At 63.6% G+C, this 18,165-nt stretch carries 16 protein-coding genes; 12 read left to right on the top strand and 4 right to left on the bottom strand.

Translation table 11 applies throughout. From position 1 onward, the window contains the following. On the top strand, positions 1-1,188 hold a 1,188-nt coding region (locus AC0L2B_RS13385), incomplete at its 5' end, for an oligopeptide/dipeptide ABC transporter ATP-binding protein (RefSeq protein ID WP_473745654.1). A gap of 13 nt (positions 1,189-1,201) precedes the next feature. Here the strand turns inward: AC0L2B_RS13385 and AC0L2B_RS13390 are convergent. Continuing rightward, positions 1,202-1,792: a transglycosylase SLT domain-containing protein gene (locus AC0L2B_RS13390; RefSeq protein WP_287076877.1), complete on the bottom strand. Its 591-nt coding sequence runs from the start codon at positions 1,790-1,792 to the stop codon at positions 1,202-1,204. A gap of 218 nt (positions 1,793-2,010) precedes the next feature. On the opposite strand from AC0L2B_RS13390, the gene AC0L2B_RS13395 reads away from it, so the two are divergent. Further along, positions 2,011-3,549, top strand: a complete 1,539-nt coding sequence (locus AC0L2B_RS13395) for a trimethylamine methyltransferase family protein (RefSeq protein ID WP_473745655.1) — start codon at positions 2,011-2,013, stop codon at positions 3,547-3,549. Positions 3,550-3,640: 91 nt separating this feature from the next. Next, complete coding sequence (locus AC0L2B_RS13400) at positions 3,641-6,082, top strand: GcvT family protein (protein WP_473745656.1); 2,442 nt, start codon at positions 3,641-3,643, stop codon at positions 6,080-6,082. Positions 6,083-6,194: 112 nt separating this feature from the next. Here the strand turns inward: AC0L2B_RS13400 and AC0L2B_RS13405 are convergent, their stop codons facing one another. Continuing rightward, entirely contained in the window at positions 6,195-6,971 is a 777-nt protein-coding gene (locus AC0L2B_RS13405) for a VOC family protein (RefSeq protein WP_287242385.1), read from the bottom strand. 218 nt (positions 6,972-7,189) lie between these two features. Here AC0L2B_RS13405 and AC0L2B_RS13410 point away from each other — a divergent pair, with 218 nt between their 5' ends. From AC0L2B_RS13410 to AC0L2B_RS13430, 5 genes are all read left to right on the top strand, one after another. After that, positions 7,190-8,554, top strand: coding sequence for an NAD(P)-dependent oxidoreductase (locus AC0L2B_RS13410; RefSeq protein WP_473745658.1), 1,365 nt, complete (start codon positions 7,190-7,192; stop codon positions 8,552-8,554). A gap of 2 nt (positions 8,555-8,556) precedes the next feature. Continuing rightward, entirely contained in the window at positions 8,557-9,870 is a 1,314-nt protein-coding gene (gene preA, locus AC0L2B_RS13415; RefSeq protein ID WP_473745659.1) for an NAD-dependent dihydropyrimidine dehydrogenase subunit PreA, read from the top strand. Positions 9,871-10,198: 328 nt separating this feature from the next. Then, the gene (locus AC0L2B_RS13420; protein WP_473645171.1) at positions 10,199-10,717 is read left to right on the top strand and encodes an RrF2 family transcriptional regulator; all 519 of its coding nucleotides are present in this window, start codon (positions 10,199-10,201) and stop codon (positions 10,715-10,717) included. A gap of 11 nt (positions 10,718-10,728) precedes the next feature. Then, positions 10,729-11,187: a carboxymuconolactone decarboxylase family protein gene (locus AC0L2B_RS13425; protein ID WP_473745660.1), complete on the top strand. Its 459-nt coding sequence runs from the start codon at positions 10,729-10,731 to the stop codon at positions 11,185-11,187. A 63-nt stretch (positions 11,188-11,250) separates the two neighbouring features. Continuing rightward, entirely contained in the window at positions 11,251-11,628 is a 378-nt protein-coding gene (locus AC0L2B_RS13430; RefSeq protein ID WP_473745661.1) for a DoxX family protein, read from the top strand. A gap of 84 nt (positions 11,629-11,712) precedes the next feature. Here AC0L2B_RS13430 and AC0L2B_RS13435 read toward each other — a convergent pair whose 3' ends face one another. Then, positions 11,713-12,342, bottom strand: a complete 630-nt coding sequence (locus AC0L2B_RS13435; protein ID WP_473745662.1) for a TetR family transcriptional regulator C-terminal domain-containing protein — start codon at positions 12,340-12,342, stop codon at positions 11,713-11,715. A 254-nt stretch (positions 12,343-12,596) separates the two neighbouring features. Here AC0L2B_RS13435 and aptA point away from each other — a divergent pair, with 254 nt between their 5' ends. The 3 genes from aptA (at position 12,597) to hydA (ending at position 16,748) form a co-directional block, all read left to right on the top strand. Then, the gene (gene aptA, locus AC0L2B_RS13440) at positions 12,597-13,925 is read left to right on the top strand and encodes an omega-aminotransferase AptA (protein ID WP_473745664.1); all 1,329 of its coding nucleotides are present in this window, start codon (positions 12,597-12,599) and stop codon (positions 13,923-13,925) included. A gap of 56 nt (positions 13,926-13,981) precedes the next feature. Continuing rightward, on the top strand, positions 13,982-15,232 hold the full coding sequence (locus AC0L2B_RS13445) for a Zn-dependent hydrolase (RefSeq protein WP_419693805.1): 1,251 nt from the start codon (positions 13,982-13,984) through the stop codon (positions 15,230-15,232). Between the two features lie 64 nt (positions 15,233-15,296). Next, entirely contained in the window at positions 15,297-16,748 is a 1,452-nt protein-coding gene (hydA, locus tag AC0L2B_RS13450; RefSeq protein WP_473479954.1) for a dihydropyrimidinase, read from the top strand. A gap of 77 nt (positions 16,749-16,825) precedes the next feature. Here hydA and AC0L2B_RS13455 read toward each other — a convergent pair whose 3' ends face one another. Beyond that, positions 16,826-17,230 carry a cupin domain-containing protein gene (locus tag AC0L2B_RS13455; protein ID WP_027153830.1) on the bottom strand — a complete coding sequence of 135 codons (405 nt, stop codon included), beginning with the start codon at positions 17,228-17,230 and terminating at the stop codon, positions 16,826-16,828. Positions 17,231-17,337: 107 nt separating this feature from the next. Between AC0L2B_RS13455 and AC0L2B_RS13460 the strand changes: the two genes are divergently transcribed. Further along, positions 17,338-18,129, top strand: coding sequence for an ABC transporter ATP-binding protein (locus tag AC0L2B_RS13460; protein WP_473745665.1), 792 nt, complete (start codon positions 17,338-17,340; stop codon positions 18,127-18,129). The last annotated feature ends 36 nt before the right edge of the window (positions 18,130-18,165 follow it).

The raw sequence follows: 18,165 nt of genomic DNA on the forward strand, positions 1-18,165 counted from the left end.
CTGCCGCCCGGCGCCAAGAAGGTCAACGAGCGCGTCGAGCCCGGCGCGCCGGTGCTCAAGATCGAGGATCTCAAAAAATACTACAAGGTTAGCGGCAGCGAGGTGTTCGGCTCGAGCGAGGGCCGCGTCGTCAAGGCCAATGAGACGATCTCCTTCATGGCGCGCGAATCCGAGACCGTCGCCATCGTCGGCGAGTCCGGCTGCGGAAAGTCGACGCTGGCCAAGGTGCTGCTCGGGCTGGAGACGGCAAGCTCCGGCAGCGTGACGCTCGGCAACCAGCGGATCGAGTCGACCGGGGTTGAAAACCGCAGCGTCGAGACGGTGTCGTCGATCCAGATGGTGTTCCAGAATCCGTTCGACACGCTCAACCCCAGCCATACGGTCGGCTCGCAGATCATCCGCACGCTGGAAAAGTTCAATGTCGGCAACACCGTTGCCGATCGCCGCAAGCGCATGCTGGAACTGCTCGACCTGGTGAAGCTGCCGCGGGCGTTCGAGACCCGCAAGCCGCGCCAGCTTTCAGGCGGCCAGAAGCAACGCATCGGCGTGGCGCGGGCTTTTGCCGGCGATGCCAAGGTGGTGGTGGCCGACGAGCCGGTCTCGGCACTCGATGTGTCGGTGCAGGCGGCGGTGACCGAACTGTTGATGGACATCCAGCGCAAGAACAAGACGACGATGCTGTTCATCAGCCACGATCTGTCGGTGGTGCGCTACATCGCCGACCGCGTCGTCGTCATGTATCTCGGCTATATCGTCGAGCAGGGCACGACCGACCAGATCTTTTCGCCGCCCTATCATCCCTATACCGAGGCGCTGCTGTCGGCGATCCCGATCGCCGACACCAGCGTGATCAAGAAACACATCGTGCTGGAGGGCGACATCCCGTCTGCGATGAACCCGCCAACCGGCTGCCCGTTCCAGACCCGCTGCGGCTACAAGAAGCTGGTGCCGGACAATCTTTGCGAGACGCAGGTGCCGCCGGTCAAGCATCTCGGCGACGGCCATATGAGCCTGTGCTGGCTCGCCGACGACGTGCTGGCGAAAATGGAGCCGGTGATCAAGTTCGACAAGGAGCATGCCGCCAATGAAGGCGTGCCCGACGACGCGCCGCAGGGCGTCGGTCCGGGCTTTGCCGGCGCTCCGCCGCAGCGTCCGCACGGCAAGAGGCCGAAGCTGGCGGACGATTAGGTCCGTGGCGCCATCAACGCGCGCATTGGCGTAGCTGCACGGCGTAGTCCCGAGCCATCTGCTCGGTGGCCCGCGCATAGCGCTGCACGCCGGCATCGCCGCGGTTGCCGCGGCCATAGGCCGTCCAGCCGAGATAATAGGCCAGATAGAGATTGTAGGTGTCGTTGCGGGCGACGCCGAGCGTGTCTGATGTCTTGGAATGATACCAGCCGACGAAATCGACGGCATCGGCGAAGCTGGTGCGGCGCGCCGCCCAGCTGCCGGTCTCGCTCTGATATTGCGCCCAGGTGCCGTCGAGCGCCTGCGAGAAGCCGGTGGCGCTGGAGGCACGTTTCCAGGGAATGAAGCCGAGCAGCTTCTTGCGAGGCGGCCTGGCGTTGCTCTTGAAGCCGGATTCCTTGCGCACCGTCGCCATCAACACGGGAACCGGCACGCCGTGCTTCCGTTCGGCGCGTTCGGCCGCCGCCTGCCAGTTGTCGAGCCAGCCGTCATTCTGGTCGAAGACGGCGCAGACATCGTTGATATGGCTCGGCGGCGTCGCGCAGGCCGACAGCGCCAGCATCACGGCAACGGCTACAATTTTACGAAAACTCGACCTACCCATCGCAAGAGGATTAGGCCGGAATCATAAAGGGAATCTTGCGGCGTTCCTTAACGGCTGATCGGCCGCTTTGGCCGGGACACGGCGAGGATAGATATTCCGACGTTTTCCGTCGCTTTTGTCGGCATGAAAATCACAAAATGCCGCCTTGGCTAAAATCACGCCCGCAGGTGGCGGATTTCTGACAGCCCGATCGTAGTGCCGGCGCTTTGATGCGCCGCATGACCGAACCGAGACGCAAGCGCGGCGCCGAGCGACCCAGCAACAGGGGACCGGCCGCCATCCCGCAACTGCCGTTGCGCCGCGTGACAAATCCCTATCCGCCGATGGCGATGCTCTCGGCCGACCAGATCGAGGCGATCCACCAGGCGTCGATGCACATTCTGGAGAATTTCGGCATCGAGGTGATGAGCCCGCGGGCGCTTTCGCTGTTCGAGACGGCCAGGGCCAAGGTCGATCATGCGTCGATGACTGTCCGCATCGACCGCGGCATGATCGACGAGGCACTGAAGACGACGCGGTCCAGCTATACGCTGACGCCTCGCAACCCGGCCCACACAGTCCGTCTCGGCGGCAACACCATCAATTTTACGCTCGTCGCCGGACCGCCGAACGTGCATGACATGGAACGCGGCCGGCGCGCCGGAAACCTGCGCGACTACCGCGATCTCACCCGGCTGGCGCAGCATTTCAACTGCATCCACATGCTGGGCAATCAGGTCTGCGCACCGGTGGAACTGCCGGCCAATTCACGCCACCTCGACACCTATTTCGCCAATCTGACGCTGGCCGACAAGAGTTTTCACGTCTCGGCGATCGGCCGCGGCAGGGCGCTGGACGGCATCGAAATGATGGCGATCTCGCGCGGACTGACGCTTGATCAGATGTGCGACAATCCTGGCGTCACCACCATCATCTCGGTCAACTCGCCGCGCCGCTTCGACGAGATGATGGCCGAAGGGCTGATGACCATGGCCGAGTTCGGCCAGTCGGTTGCGGTGACGCCGTTCACGCTGATGGGGGCGATGAGCCCGGTGACGCTTGCCGGCGCGCTGGCGCAACAGAACGCCGAGGCGCTGTTCGGCGTGGTCTTGACGCAGCTTGTCCGCCCTGGCGCCCCGGTCATGTATGGTGCCTTCACCTCCAATGTCGACATGAAGTCCGGTGCGCCGGCCTTTGGCACGCCAGAGAACACCAAGGCCAACATCGCCTCCGGGCAGCTGGCGCGGCGCTATGGACTGCCCTACCGAACGACACCGGGCTCGGCCTCCAACGCCGCCGACGCGCAAGGCGCCTATGAGACGCTGATGGCGCTGTGGGGCGCGGTGCTCGGCCACGGCAATCTCGTCTACCACGCAGCCGGCTGGCAGGAGGGCGGGCTGACCGCATCGTTCGAAAAGTTCATCATCGACGTCGAGATGATCCAGCACATGATGGAGTTTTTGCGCCCGATCGAAGTCAACGAGGCGGAACTCGCCGTCGAGGCGCTGGGTGCGGTGCCGACCGGCGGCCATTTCTTCGGCGAGCCGCACACGCTGGAGCGCTATGCCACCGCCTTCTACCAGCCGATGCTCTCCAATTGGCAGAACTACGAGGCCTGGCAGGAGGCCGGCGGGCTAGACGCCACGGCGCGGGCGACGCGGCTGTGGAAGAAAGCGCTGGAGGATTATGTCGAGCCGACGATGGATATTGCGGTGCGCGAGGCGCTGGAGGCGTATGTGGCCAGGCGCAGGGAAGCGATCGGGCAGGGCGAGCCGTGATGCTACGTTGTGCGCCTGCGAGGGGTGGCTTGGCTCCTCCCGCCCCGATTCATCTCACCCCTCCAACTCCCTGAAATAACGAGAAAAACCCATGAAATCGCATGCGAAGGTCGTGGTCATTGGCGGAGGCGTCGTCGGCTGTTCGGTGCTGTTCCATCTCGCCCGTCACGGCTGGACCGACATTGTGCTTCTGGAGCGTGACGAGCTGACTTCCGGCTCGACCTGGCACGCGGCCGGCGGCATGCATACGATCAATGGCGATCCCAACGTCGCCAAGCTGCAGAAATACACGATCTCGCTCTACAAGGAGATCGAGGAGCTGTCCGGCCAGGCGACCGGCGTGCATCTGACCGGTGGCGTGCTTCTGGCGGCGACCGAGGCGCGGCTCGACTGGCTGCGCGGCGTCGTCGCCAAGGGCCGCTATCTCGGCATCGACCTCGAGGAGATTTCGCCTGATGAGGCGGCCGAGCTGATGCCGCTGCTCGACCCGAAGCAGTTCGTCGGCGCGGTGCGCAACAAGGAGGACGGTCATCTCGACCCGTCCGGCGTCACCCACGCCTATGCCAAGGCGGCCAGAAAACTTGGCGCCGAGGTTGAGCGCTTCACCAAGGTCGAGGATATCGTGCGCCGCGCCGACGGGCTGTGGCGCGTCATCACCAACAAGGGTGAGGTGGTGGCCGAGCATGTCGTCAACGCCGGCGGCCTGTGGGCGCGCGAGGTCGGCCGCATGGTTGGTCTCGAACTGCCGGTGCTGGCCATGGAGCACATGTACCTGATCACCGAGGACATGCCGGAGGTCGCCGCCTGGAACCAGAAGACCGGCACCGAGATCATCCACGCGGTCGATTTCGACGGCGAGCTCTATCTGCGCCAGGAGCGCGGCGGCATGCTGATGGGCACCTATGAGAAGGCCAACAAGCCATGGTCCGAGCTTCAGACACCGTGGAATTTCGGCCACGAGCTTCTCGAGCCCGACATCGACCGCATCGCGCCGTCAATGGAAGTCGGGTTTCGGCATTTCCCGGCCTTCCAGAACACCGGAATCAAGCAGATCATCAACGGCCCCTTCACCTTCGCGCCCGACGGCAACCCGTTGGTCGGGCCGGTGCGCGGCCTGCCTGGCTTCTGGGTCGCCTGCGGCGTCATGGCCGGCTTTTCGCAGGGCGGCGGTGTTGGCCTGGCGCTGTCGAACTGGATGATCGAGGGCGATCCCGGCGCCGACATCTGGGCGATGGACGTCTCTCGCTACGGCGACTGGGCAACGATGGCCTACACCAACGCCAAGGTGCGCGAGAATTATTCGCGGCGTTTTTCCATCCGCTTTCCTAATGAGGAACTGCCTGCCGGGCGGCCGCTCAAGACCACGCCGGTCTACGACCTCTTGTCGGCCAAGGGCGCGCAGTGGGGCGTGGCCTATGGGCTGGAAGTGCCGCTGTGGTATGCGCCCGAAGGCGTCAGGGACGAGTTCTCGTGGCGGCGCTCGAGCGATTTCGAGCATGTCGCAAAAGAGGTGAGGACGGTGCGGACAAGTGTCGGCCTGTCGGAAATCTCGTCCTTCGCCAAATACAGGGTGACGGGCGCGGGCGCGGCGGCCTGGCTCGACCGCCTGCTTGCCTGCAAGCTGCCAAAGCCCGGCCGCATGACGCTGGCGCCGATGCTGAAGCAAGACGGCAGGTTGATCGGCGATTTTTCGCTGGCCAATCTCGGCAGCCGCAATTCCAGCGGGGAGGGCTGGTTTCTCGCCGGCTCCGGCATTGCCGAGCAGTATCACATGCGCTGGTTCGAGGCGCATCTGCCGCAAGACGGTTCGATCCATATCGAGGCGCTGGGGGCGAGACTGACGGGCCTGTCGATTGCCGGTCCGAGGGCGCGGGACGTGCTGGCAAAAGCCACGCGGGCGGATGTGTCGAATGCGGCGTTTCCGTTCATGGCGACGGCCAGGATGGATATCGGCATGGCGCCGTGCCTGGTCGGCCGCGTCAGCTACACCGGCGATCTCGGCTACGAGATCTGGGTGGCGCCGGAATATCAGCGTGCCGCGTACCAGACCCTGATGGCGGCCGGCGAAGACTTCGGCATCGGCCTGTTCGGCGCGCGCGCGCTCAACGCGCTGCGGCTGGAGAAGAATTACGGCTCGTGGGCGCGCGAATACCGGCCGATCTACGGACCGCTGGAGGCCGGGCTCGACCGTTTCGTCGCCTACGGGAAAGAAACCGATTTCATCGGCAAGCAGGCGGCACTCGCCGAGCGCCAGCAAGGCGGCAAGCTGCGACTGCGCGCCTTTGTCGTCGATGCGGCAGACGCCGACGTCATCGGCGACGAGCCGATCTGGTTCGACGGCGCGGTGCGCGGCTGGGTCACGTCAGGCGGCTACGCACATCATTCAAAGACGTCCGTGGCCCTGGGCTATGTGCCGAAGGAGATCGCCGACGAGGCCGATGGTTTCGAGATCGAGCTCTTGGGCAAGCGCTACACCGCACGGGTGCAGCCGACGCCGCTGTTCGACGCGAATCTCGAGCGGATGCGAGGGTGATGGCGCCGTCATTGCGCGGGGTCGGCGGTGCAGCGCCCGGACAGCGCCCCCTCTGTCCGGCAGGACAGAGGGGGCGAAGGAACGCCAACCGGGAAACAAACCGTACGCCCAGCTACCGCACCGGCGCCGTCAGCGCGAAATGAGCACCCTGTGGGTCCGTGCACATCACGATCCAGCCGCCGCCGGGAACCTCCATCGGTCCCATCAGGATTGTGCCGCCATTATCGGTGACACGCTTGGCCGCCGCGTCGATTGCGGGGACATTGAAATAGAACTGCCAGACTGGCACCGGAACCTGCTCGGGCTTGTTCATCATGCCGCCGACAGGTTCGCCGCCGGCGGCAAACAGCTGGTAGGTGCCCATCGGCCCCATATCCATGGCGTCGCCCTTGGTCCAGCCGAATTGCCCGGCATAGAAATCGAACGCGGCGTGCCAGTCGGTCGTGTAGAGTTCATGCCAGCCGATATTGCCGGGAGTAGTAGCCGGCAACGGCGGCTGGTCAGGGCCGTCAGGCTGCAGAAAGTTGAACACCGCGCCTTGCGGATCGGCGACGACGGCAAAGCGGCCGACGCCCGGAATGTCATCGGGTTCGCGGTGAACCGCACCGCCGGCCCCCTTCAGCGATTTCGTAGAAGCATCGACATCCCCGGTATGGATGTAACCGACCCAGGCTGGCGGCATGCCCGTCTTGCGCACTTCGTCCGGCTGCGTCATCAGCCCGGCAACGCCGCGCTCGCCGACGTTCATGACGATATAGCGCGGCATGCCGGGCGCGCCGTCGAAGGGCTGCGCCTTCCAGCCGACCACGTCGGTGTAGAACGCTTCGGCGGCGTCGAGATCGGTGGTCATCAGCTCGTACCAGAAGAAGGACGTCGGGGAGTTTGGCATTGTCGTGCTCCTTGGGTTTCCAGTCATCGATCATGCGTGATCCATCTAGGACGATCTTCGCGACGGAATTCCGACAGCCAAGGCCAATATAGAAAACATGAGTATTGATATCATGTTTTTGTCGTGGCTTTTCAGCGGCTTGCGTCGAAAATTGACCAATTGATAAAAAAACAAAACGTGCTAGCCTTCTGCAAAACAACAAGGAATGGGGAAGCGGAATGGCGACTGGTCATTTCAAGCAGGGCATTGCCGGCGGGCGGCTTTCGCCCGAGCAATATGCCGATAATTTTTCCGACCTGCATCCGCCGCTCGATCATCACGAGGCGCTGGTCGAGTCCGATCGCTGCTATTTCTGCTACGATGCGCCGTGCATGAACGCATGCCCGACCTCGATCGACATCCCGCTGTTCATCCGCCAGATCTCGACCGGCAATCCGATCGGCTCGGCCAAGACGATTTTCGACCAGAACATTTTGGGCGGCATGTGCGCCCGCGTCTGCCCGACCGAGACGCTGTGCGAAGAGGTCTGCGTGCGCGAAGTGGCTGAAGGCAAGCCGGTGCAGATCGCCCGCCTGCAGCGTTATGCCACCGATGTCGCGATGGCTGAGAACAAGCAGTTCTATGCGCGCGCCGCTCCGACCGGCAAGACGGTCGCCGTGGTCGGCGCCGGACCGGCCGGGCTTGCCGCCGCCCATCGGCTCGCCCGCCACGGTCACGACGTGACCATCCTCGAGGCGCGCCCGAAAGCCGGCGGTCTCAATGAATACGGCATCGCCGCTTACAAGAGCATCGACAATTTTGCCCAGGCCGAGGTCGACTATGTCATTTCGATCGGCGGCATCGACATCCAGAACGGCAAGGCGCTTGGCCGCGATTACCAGCTGTCGGACCTGACCAGGAATTACGATGCAGTGTTCCTCGGCATGGGGCTTGGCGGCGTCAACGCGCTGCGCGCCGACGGCGAGGACGCGCAAGGCGTCACCAATGCGGTGGAGTTCATTGCCGAGCTTCGCCAGGCCAGCGATCTTGCCAGCCTGCCGGTCGGCCGGCGCGTCGTCGTCATCGGCGGCGGCATGACGGCGATCGACGCGGCGGTGCAATCAAAGCTGCTCGGCGCCGAAGAGGTGACGATCTGCTACCGGCGCGGCCGGGAGCACATGAACGCCTCGGAATTCGAGCAGGACCTGGCCGCAGCCAACGGCGTCATCATCCGTCACTGGTTGCAGCCGAAGCGGGTCATTGCCGAAGGCGGCAAGGTGTCGGGCATCGAACTCGAATATACGGCGATGGAAGGCGAGAAACTCGTCGGCACCGGCGAGCGGCTGACGCTCACCGCCGACCAGGTGTTCAAGGCGATCGGCCAGAGCTTTGTCCCGGCTGCGCTCAACGGCAGCGGCGCCTTGCTGGCGCTGGAAGCCGGCCGCATCAAGGTCGACGCCGAAGGCCGCACCTCGTTGCCAAACGTATGGGCCGGCGGCGACTGCATCTATGGCGGCGACGACCTCACAGTCTCGGCCGTCGCGCAAGGGCGCGACGCGGCCGAATCGATCCACCGGGCACTGACCTCGAACGGGAGGGCATGAGCATGGCAGATATCAGAAACAATTTCGTCGGCATCAAATCGCCGAATCCGTTCTGGCTGGCCTCGGCGCCGCCGACCGACAAGGCCTACAATGTCATCCGCGCCTTTAGGGCGGGCTGGGGCGGCGTTGTCTGGAAGACGCTCGGCGAAGAGGGGCCGCCGGTGGTCAATGTCAACGGCCCGCGCTATGGCGCGATCTGGGGCGCCGATCGCCGCCTGCTCGGCTTGAACAACATCGAACTGATCACCGACCGCGACTTGCAGACCAATCTGCGCGAGATCAAGCAGGTCAAGATGGACTGGCCCGACCGCGCCATCGTCGTCTCGCTGATGGTGCCTTGCGAGGAGCATGCGTGGAAGGCGATCCTGCCGGTGGTCGAGGAGACCGGGGCCGATGGCATCGAGCTCAATTTCGGCTGCCCGCACGGCATGTCGGAACGCGGCATGGGTGCCGCCGTCGGCCAGGTGCCGGAATACATCGAAATGGTGGTGCGCTGGTGCAAGGCCAACACCCCCATGCCTGTGATCACCAAGCTGACGCCGAACATCACCGACATACGAAAGCCGGCGCGCGCCGCCCATGCCGGCGGCACCGACGCGGTGTCGCTGATCAACACCATCAATTCGATCACCGGCGTCAATCTCGACAGTTTCGCACCGGAGCCGACGATCGACGGCAAGGGTTCGCATGGCGGCTATTGCGGCCCGGCGGTGAAGCCGATCGCCATGAACATGGTCGCCGAGATCGCCCGCGATCCGGAAACGCACGGCCTGCCGATCTCCGGTATCGGCGGCATCACCACCTGGCGCGACGCTGCCGAATTCATGGCGCTCGGCGCCGGCAATGTGCAGGTGTGCACGGCGGCGATGACCTATGGCTTCAAGATCGTGCAGGAGATGATCGCCGGCCTGGAAAACTGGATGGACGAGAAGGGCCATGCCTCGCTCGACGACATCGTCGGCCGCGCCACGCCTAACGTCACCGACTGGCAATACCTCAACCTCAATTACGTCGCCAAGGCGCATATCGACCAGGAGGCCTGCATCAAGTGCGGCCGCTGCCACATCGCCTGCGAGGACACTTCGCACCAGGCGATCACCGCAATCGTCGACGGCGTCAGACGTTTCGAGGTGATCGAGGCCGAATGCGTCGGCTGCAACCTGTGCGTCAATGTCTGTCCTGTCGAGAACTGCATCACCATGGAGCCGCTGGCGGCCGGCGTCATCGACCAGCGCACCGGCAGACCGGTGTCGCCGGTCTACGCCAACTGGACGACGCATCCGAACAACCCGATGGCCAAGGTGGCCGCGGAGTAAGTTTCTTCCCGGTCGAAGCGGTTGAATCCTCGAGGTTGGCGCTGCCCCTCATCCGCCTGCCGGCACCTTCTCCCCGTGGACGGGGAGAAGCCCGCTGGCCGCGGCCTAGGCTCTCTATTCTGCAACGCTGGAGATTGGCGAAAACGTCGATGCCGGCGTCTTTCTCCCCGTTTACGGGGAGAAATGCCCGGCAGGGCAATGAGGGGCGGCGCCATCGATCGGATGAAATCGCCGTCAGCGCAGCCATCTATAGTCGAGACTCTTAATTTCCTATTGCGGATAAAAATTATCCACGATAAGATATATCCATGAATTGGGACTCAGAAAAATGAAGCTGGGCGAGGGCGTTGAAGCGGCCATCCACTGCGCCGCCATGCTTGCCGGCGTGGAAGGCGCGGCGACCATGCCGGGTGCTGCCATGGCGGAAGCGTTCGGCCTGTCGCCGAGCTATCTGCTCAAGCATCTCAACGCGCTGACGGCGTCGGGCATCCTGGAATCGGTGCCCGGGCCATCGGGCGGTTTCCGGCTGGCGCGGCCGGCGGAGCGCATAACGCTGCTCGACATCGTGCTCGCCGTGGAAGGGCGCGAACCGGCCTTCCGCTGCGGCGAAATCCGTCAGCGCGGGCCGGCCAGGCTCGATGCCTCCGCCTATGTCAAACCTTGCGGCATCAGCGTCGCGATGCTGAAGGCCGAGCGCGCCTATCGCGTTGCTCTTGCCGAGGCCCGGCTGTCCGACATCGTTGCCGACTATATGAGCGACGCCGATCCCCGTTCAGTCGCCGCCAACTGCGCCTTTGTCGAGCGCCATCAACGACCGCAGAAATCCAGTTCAACCAAGCAAGCGTGAAGGGTAAGAGAATGAAACAGAGGCTGCAATTCTTCGGCGCGGCGCCGGAAATCATGAAAGCGGTATCGGCGCTCAACAAGGCGGTCGACGAGTGCGGGCTCGAGGCAAGCCTGCTGCATCTGGTCAAGCTGCGGGCGTCGCAGATCAATGGCTGTTCGTATTGCGTCGAGATGCATAGCCGCGAGGCGCGCCGAGATGGCGAGACCGAGCAGCGGCTCTATCTCGTCTCCGCCTGGAAGGAATCGCCGCTGTTTTCCGAGCGCGAACGTGCTGCCTTCGCTTGGACCGACGTGGTGACGAAGATCGCCGACGGCGGCGTGCCGGATGATCTCTATGCAAAAACGCTTGGACACTTCTCGGAAGAGGAACTGGTCAAGCTGTCCGTCGCGATCGGCATGATCAACACCTGGAACCGGCTCTGCGTGCCCTTCCACGCCATTCATCCGGTAGCGGCTGCCAAGGCCGCCTGAGCGGACGAAACTGGGTGGGCAGCCTTAACGCCGCGCGTCTCTTTTTGCTTTGGGATCAAGACCATGTTGTTGAATTTTGAGAATGAGATTCTGGTTGCCGCACGCCTGCTGCTTGGCGGCGCCTTTGTCTTTGCCGGCCTGCGCAACATCCAGAATGCAGGCTTCCTGACCCAGCTGATGACGACGCGAGGCGTGCCGCAGGCGCGGCTGATGCTGTGGCTGGGGATCGTCATGCAAATCGTATCCGGAGCGCTGGTGATATCAGGTGTCTGGACCGCTGCCGCGGCTCTGTGCCTGGTGCTGTTCCTGATGGTGGCCACGCCGATGTTCCATAATTTCTGGGATCATCAGGGGTCCGAGCGCGCGTCGCGCATCAACGGCTTTGTCGGCAACGTGGCGCTGACTGGAGGTTTCCTGGCGCTGGCGGCGCAGCCGCTTTGATGGTTCGGTCGGTCGCCTTCGCGGAGGCAGCCACCGTAGCCTCTGGCAAACGGTCTCAATCTGTCAAACCATATTGCTGAAGCTTCAGCCCTTCGGCTTCAGCCCGTCGATGAACAATTGCTCTAAAAACCTTGCAGCGTCCTCGAAGCGGCCGTCGCCGCCTCGGTCGGGGCCGAGCACGGCGCGGACCTGAACGTCGAAATCGGCATAGTGCTGCGTCGTCGCCCAGATCGAGAAGATCAGGTGCCAGGGGTCGGTGGGGGCGATCCTGCCGGCGCGCATCCAGCCTTTGATGACGGCGGCCTTCTCGTCGACCAGCGTCTTCAGCTCGCCTTCCAGCATCGGCATGATGCGCGGCGCGCCCTGCAGGATCTCGTTGGCGAACAGGCGGCTTTCCCTGGGGAAATCGCGCGCCATTTCGAGCTTGCGCCTGATATAGCTGCGCAATTCGGTCAAGGGATCGCCGATGTCGTCGAGTTCGCGCAGCGGCGCCAGCCAGGTGTCCAGAAGCCGCTGCATCAGCGTCTCGTGGATATCCTCCTTGCGGCGGAAATAGTAGAGCAGGTTCGGCTTCGACATGCCGGCGGCTTCGGCGATCTGGTCGATGGTCGAGCCGCGAAAGCCGCTGGTCGAGAACACCTCGAGCGCCGCCTCCAGGATCAGCTCGCGCTTTTCCTGCTGGATGCGGGTGCGGCGAGGGGCCGGAATTTCCATGTCGGCCGTCACCGCGGCATACCATGGCTTGGAGAGCCATCTGGACCAATTCTCTGGACCAGTTTTTCTCCGGCCTGTGGAGCGCGCCTCAGCTGCCGCATTTCCGCTAGTAATCCCTTGACCGCCGACAGGGCGGTGCTAACGTTTGTCCAATCGGTCAAAATTTGCGTAGCACGAAAACGCAGCAGAGACCAAGTGTCGGGAAGACCAAGCGTTAGCCGCACCGAAACAGGTTACAAGGGGAAGTCTTGGTCATGTCCAACCGGCTGAAAGTCACGCCGAACGATCTCAGCGCATTCTGGATGCCGTTCACGGCAAACCGGCAGTTCAAGCAGGCGCCGCGCATGATGGTGTCCGCCAAGGACATGCATTACACGACGAGCGACGGTCGCACGGTTTTAGACGGCACCGCCGGCCTGTGGTGCGTCAATGCCGGCCACTGCCGGCCGAAGATCACCGAGGCGATCCAGAGCCAGGCCGCCGAGCTCGACTATGCGCCGGCGTTCCAGATGGGTCACCCGATCGTCTTCGAATTAGCGAACCGTTTGGTCGACTTGGCGCCGGAGGGCATGGACCACGTGTTCTTCACCAATTCCGGATCGGAATCGGTCGAGACTGCGCTGAAGATGGCGATCGCCTATCACCGCGCCAGAGGCGAGGGCTCGCGCACCCGCCTGATCGGCCGCGAGCGCGGCTATCACGGCGTCAATTTCGGCGGCATCTCGGTCGGCGGCATCGTCACCAACCGCAAGATGTTCGGCACGCTGCTCGGCGGCGTCGACCACATGCCGCACACCCACCTGCCCGAGAAGAATTCGTTCACCAAGGGCGTGCCCGAGTATGGCGCGGAATTGGCCAACGAGTTGGAGCGCATCGTCGCGCTGCACGACGCCTCGACCATCGCGGCCGTCATCGTCGAGCCGGTGGCGGGTTCCACCGGCGTCATCCTGCCGCCGAAGGGCTATCTCGAGAGGCTGCGCGAGATTTGCACCAGGCACGGCATCCTTTTGATCTTCGACGAGGTCATCACCGGCTTCGGCCGTCTCGGCACGCCGTTTGCCGCCGACTATTTCGGCGTCACGCCCGATATCATGACCACCGCCAAGGGTGTCTCCAACGGCGTCATTCCGATGGGCGCGGTGTTCGTCAAGAAGGAAATCCACGACGCCTTCATGACCGGCCCCGAGCATATGATCGAGTTCTTTCACGGCTACACCTATTCGGGCAATCCGATCGCCTGTGCGGCGGCGCTGGGCACGCTCGACACCTATAAGGAAGAGGGCCTGCTGACCCGCGGCCAGGAACTGGCGCCGTATTGGGAAGACGCGCTGCATTCGCTGACGGGCGAGCCGAACGTCATCGACATCAGAAACATCGGCCTGATCGGTGCGATCGAGCTGGCGCCCATCCCCGGCAGTCCGACCAAGCGTGCCTTCTCGGCTTTTGTGAAAGCGTTCGAGCGCGGCGCGCTGATCCGCACCACCGGCGACATCATCGCGCTGTCGCCGCCGCTGATCATCACCAAAGGCCAGATCAACGAATTGATCGACCATGTGCGTGAAGTGCTGAGGGCGGTGGATTGAGAAACGCGGCGCAGCTTTCCCTGGGGGACGCTGCGCAATCGATGAGGTTTTAGAAAATGGCCGCTCCGGGCGAGAATCTGCGAATCAATTCAGACCGTTTGTGGGATTCGATAATGGAGATGGCGAAGATCGGCCCCGGCGTTGCCGGCGGCAACAATCGCCAGACGTTGACCGACGCGGACGGCGAGGGGCGGCAGCTGTTCAAGCGCTGGTGCGAGGCGGCTGGACTTGAAATGGGCCTCGACGAGATGGGCACGATGTTTGCCCGCCGCGAGGGCACCGACCCCGATCTGCCGCCGGTCTATGTCGGCAGCCATCTCGACACCCAGCCGACCGGCGGCAAGTATGACGGCGTGCTCGGCGTTCTTGGCGGCCTTGAGATCGTACGCTCGCTCAACGAGCTCGGCATCAAGACAAAACATCCGATCGTCGTCACCAACTGGACCAACGAGGAAGGCGCGCGCTTTGCGCCGGCGATGATGGCATCCGGCGTGTTCGCCGGCGTCCTCGACCAAGCCGACGTCTACGAACATGTCGACAAGGACGGCAAGAAGTTCGGCGAGGAGCTCGAACGCATCGGCTGGAAAGGCAGCGAGAAAGTCGGTGAGCGCAAGATCCACGCCTTCTTCGAGCTGCATATCGAGCAGGGCCCGATCCTCGAGGACGAGGGCATCGACATCGGCGTCGTCACCCATGGCCAGGGATTGAAATGGCTGCAGGTGACGCTGACCGGCAAGGAGGCGCATACCGGCTCGACGCCGATGCCGAAGCGCCGCAATGCTGGGCTCGGCATGGCGCGGGTGATCGAACTGGTGCACGAGATCGCCATGGACTACCAGCCCGACGCCGTCGGCGCGGTCGGCCACATGGAGGTCTATCCGAACTCGCGCAACATCATCGCCGGCCGCACCATGTTCACCATCGACATCCGCTCACCGGAAAAGGAAGTGCTCGACGCCATGGACGGGCGCATCCGCGAAGGCATCGACACGATCTGCGAAGCGCTCGACATCAAATATCAAATCGACCAGGTCGGCCATTTCGATCCGGTGACTTTCGATCCGGGCTGCGTCAAGGCAGTGCGGGATGCGGCCGAGCGCTTGGGTTATACGCATCGCAACATCGTCTCCGGCGCCGGCCACGACGCCTGCTGGATCAACCGCGTCGCGCCGACGGCAATGGTGATGTGCCCCTGCGTCGACGGGCTCAGCCACAACGAGGCCGAGGAAATCACCAAGGAATGGGCGGCGGCCGGCGCCGATGTGCTGTTCCACGCGGTGGTGGAGACAGCTGTCATCGTGGGGTGAGCTAGAAACCAAGATTCCGAACGTCGCTCACCAAGAAGCGCGAAGAGAACAAGGGAACAAAAAAATGTCCAAAGTCATCAAGAACGGCACCATCGTCACCGCCGATCGAAGCTGGAAGGCCGACGTGCTGTTCAAGCACGGCAAGATCATCGCCATCGGGCCGGACCTGCATGGCGATCACGAGTTCGACGCCACCGGCTGCTACGTGATGCCGGGCGGCATCGATCCGCACACCCATCTCGAAATGCCGTTCATGGGCACCTATTCGGCCGACGATTTCGAGAGCGGCACCCGCGCCGCGCTTGCCGGCGGCACCACCATGGTTGTCGATTTCTGTCTGCCGGCGCCGCAGCAGTCGCTGCTCGAGGCCTTGCAGATGTGGGACAACAAGACCTCGAAAGCCTCCTGCGACTATTCCTTCCACATGGCGATCACCTGGTGGGGCAAGCAGGTGTTCGACGAGATGGCCACCGTCGTCGACAAGGGCATCACCTCGTTCAAGCACTTCATGGCCTACAAGGGCGCGCTGATGGTCGACGACGACGAGATGTATTCGTCGTTCCAGCGCTGCGCCGACCTTGGCGCGCTGCCGCTGGTCCATGCCGAGAATGGCGACGTGGTGGCGGCGCTGTCGCAGAAGCTGCTGGCCGCCGGCAATAACGGCCCCGAAGGGCACGCTTATTCGCGGCCGCCGGAAGTGGAAGGCGAGGCGACCAACCGCGCCATCATGATCGCCGACATGGCCGGCGTGCCGCTCTATGTCGTGCATGTCTCCTGCGAGCAGGCGCACGAAGCCATTCGCCGGGCGCGGCAGAAGGGCATGCGGGTGTTCGGCGAGCCGCTGATCCAGCATCTGACGCTCGACGAGAGCGAATATTTCAACAAGGACTGGGACCATGCGGCGCGCCGCGTGATGAGCCCGCCGTTCCGCAACAAACTGCACCAGGATTCGCTGTGGGCCGGCCTGCAGGCCGGATCGCTGCAAGTGGTGGCGACCGACCATTGCGCCTTCACCACCAGCCAGAAGCGCAACGGTGTCGGCGATTTCACCAAGATCCCGAACGGCACCGGCGGGCTTGAGGACCGCTTGCCGGTGCTGTGGACGACGGGCGTCAACACCGGCCGGCTCACGATGAACGAATTCGTCGCGGTGACCTCGACCAACATCGCCAAAATCCTCAACATGTATCCGAAGAAGGGCGCCATCGTCGAAGGCGCCGACGCCGACATCCTCGTCTGGGACCCGAAGCGCAAGAAGACGATCACCTCCAAGAAGCAGCAGTCGGTGATCGACTACAACGTCTTCGAAGGTTTCGAGGTGACCGGCCTGCCGCGCTTCGTCTTTTCGCGCGGCGAATTGTCGATCCAGGAGAACGAGGTCAAGGCGAAGCCCGGCCATGGCGAGTTCGTCGCTCGCGAGCCGAATGCCGCGGTCAACCGGGCGCTGTCGACCTGGAAGGAAATTTCCGCGCCGCGCAAGGTGGAACGGTCAGGTATTCCGGCGACCGGGGTGTGAGCTTGCGCGGGTTTGTCGACGTCGGCGCCGCCCCTCATGGGCAGCGCAAACCTGAAGCGATTGCACTGAAGCCGGCCTCAGGCGACCAGCCCATCCAGTTGCGGCAGCAGCACGACGCTTTCCTGTTCGTTGGGATCGGTGCGGGCGATGACCGCCGAGGCCGGGCTGTCGCTCAGATTGGCCGGCAAATGCGGCACGCCGGCGGGAATGTAGAAGAGGTCGCCGGCCTTGGCCACGGTCTGCTGCTCGAGCCGGTCGCCATACCAGGTATGGACCTCGCCGGAGAGCACATAGATCGCCGTCTCATGGCTTTCGTGCATATGCGCCTTGGCGCGGGCACCGGGCGGCATGGTGAGCAGGTGCATGCAGATGCCGGTAGAGCCGACCGTCTCGGCGGCGATGCCGGTGAAATAACTCAATCCCTGCTTGCCTTCATAAGAGCCTTCGGGGCGGATAAGATGGCAGGTGGGTTTGGACGACATCGGGCAAACTCTCGATCGAGTGGGACAAGATAAGTGGAAAGCAGCATTTTGGCAAAAGCAACGGGAGTGCGGCCGGCGCGGCGGCGGTGCGAAAAGCCAGGCGGCCTATGACCGGACAGTCGCCAGCCGTCGTTTCGGCAAGCAAGCTCGGCCTCACCTTCCAGACCAGCGACGGTCCGGTGCAGGCGCTGTCGGATGTCGACCTGACCATCGGCAAGGGCGAATTCGTCTCCTTCATCGGGCCGTCCGGCTGCGGCAAGACGACCTTGCTGCGGGTGATCGCCGATCTCGAGAAACCGACATCGGGACGCATCTCCGTCAATGGCGTGACGCCGGAGCAGGCGCGCGAAAACCGCGCCTATGGCTATGTCTTCCAGGCGGCCGCACTTTATCCGTGGCGCACGATCGAGCGCAATGTGGCGCTGCCCCTGGAGATCATGGGCCTGTCGAAGGCAGAGCAGGCGGCGCGCATCAAGCGCACGCTTGATCTCGTCAATCTGTCCGGCTTCGAGCAGAAATACCCGTGGCAGCTTTCCGGCGGCATGCAGCAGCGCGCCTCGATCGCGCGGGCGCTAGCCTTCGATGCCGATCTTCTGTTGATGGACGAGCCGTTCGGCGCGCTGGACGAGATCGTGCGCGACCACCTCAACGAACAGCTGCTGGAGCTTTGGGATCGGACCAACAAGACGATCTGCTTCGTCACCCATTCCATTCCCGAGGCGGTCTACCTGTCGACGCGGATCATCGTCATGTCGCCGCGCCCAGGCCGCGTCAGCGACGTCATCGAATCGACGCTGCCGAAAAAGCGGCCGCTCGACATTCGCGAGACGCCGGAGTTTTTGGCGATCGCCGCGCGGGTGCGCGACGGGCTCAGGGCAGGGCACAGCTATGAGGATTGAGCGGGATGGGCTCCCTCCTCTCCCCGACGGGGCCAG

Source organism: Mesorhizobium sp. WSM4815 (genome assembly GCF_055811575.1).

Excerpts from the sequence above, each read along its gene's own strand:
- AC0L2B_RS13390 (WP_287076877.1), bottom strand. The coding sequence starts at position 1,792 with ATGGGTAGGTCGAGTTTTCGTAAAATTGTAGCCGTTGCCGTGATGCTG.
- AC0L2B_RS13395 (WP_473745655.1), top strand. The coding sequence starts at position 2,011 with ATGACCGAACCGAGACGCAAGCGCGGCGCCGAGCGACCCAGCAACAGG.
- AC0L2B_RS13400 (WP_473745656.1), top strand. The coding sequence starts at position 3,641 with ATGAAATCGCATGCGAAGGTCGTGGTCATTGGCGGAGGCGTCGTCGGC.
- AC0L2B_RS13405 (WP_287242385.1), bottom strand. The coding sequence starts at position 6,971 with ATGCCAAACTCCCCGACGTCCTTCTTCTGGTACGAGCTGATGACCACC.
- AC0L2B_RS13410 (WP_473745658.1), top strand. The coding sequence starts at position 7,190 with ATGGCGACTGGTCATTTCAAGCAGGGCATTGCCGGCGGGCGGCTTTCG.
- preA (WP_473745659.1), top strand. The coding sequence starts at position 8,557 with ATGGCAGATATCAGAAACAATTTCGTCGGCATCAAATCGCCGAATCCG.
- AC0L2B_RS13420 (WP_473645171.1), top strand. The coding sequence starts at position 10,199 with ATGAAGCTGGGCGAGGGCGTTGAAGCGGCCATCCACTGCGCCGCCATG.
- AC0L2B_RS13425 (WP_473745660.1), top strand. The coding sequence starts at position 10,729 with ATGAAACAGAGGCTGCAATTCTTCGGCGCGGCGCCGGAAATCATGAAA.
- AC0L2B_RS13430 (WP_473745661.1), top strand. The coding sequence starts at position 11,251 with ATGTTGTTGAATTTTGAGAATGAGATTCTGGTTGCCGCACGCCTGCTG.
- AC0L2B_RS13435 (WP_473745662.1), bottom strand. The coding sequence starts at position 12,342 with ATGGAAATTCCGGCCCCTCGCCGCACCCGCATCCAGCAGGAAAAGCGC.
- aptA (WP_473745664.1), top strand. The coding sequence starts at position 12,597 with ATGTCCAACCGGCTGAAAGTCACGCCGAACGATCTCAGCGCATTCTGG.
- AC0L2B_RS13445 (WP_419693805.1), top strand. The coding sequence starts at position 13,982 with ATGGCCGCTCCGGGCGAGAATCTGCGAATCAATTCAGACCGTTTGTGG.
- hydA (WP_473479954.1), top strand. The coding sequence starts at position 15,297 with ATGTCCAAAGTCATCAAGAACGGCACCATCGTCACCGCCGATCGAAGC.
- AC0L2B_RS13455 (WP_027153830.1), bottom strand. The coding sequence starts at position 17,230 with ATGTCGTCCAAACCCACCTGCCATCTTATCCGCCCCGAAGGCTCTTAT.
- AC0L2B_RS13460 (WP_473745665.1), top strand. The coding sequence starts at position 17,338 with ATGACCGGACAGTCGCCAGCCGTCGTTTCGGCAAGCAAGCTCGGCCTC.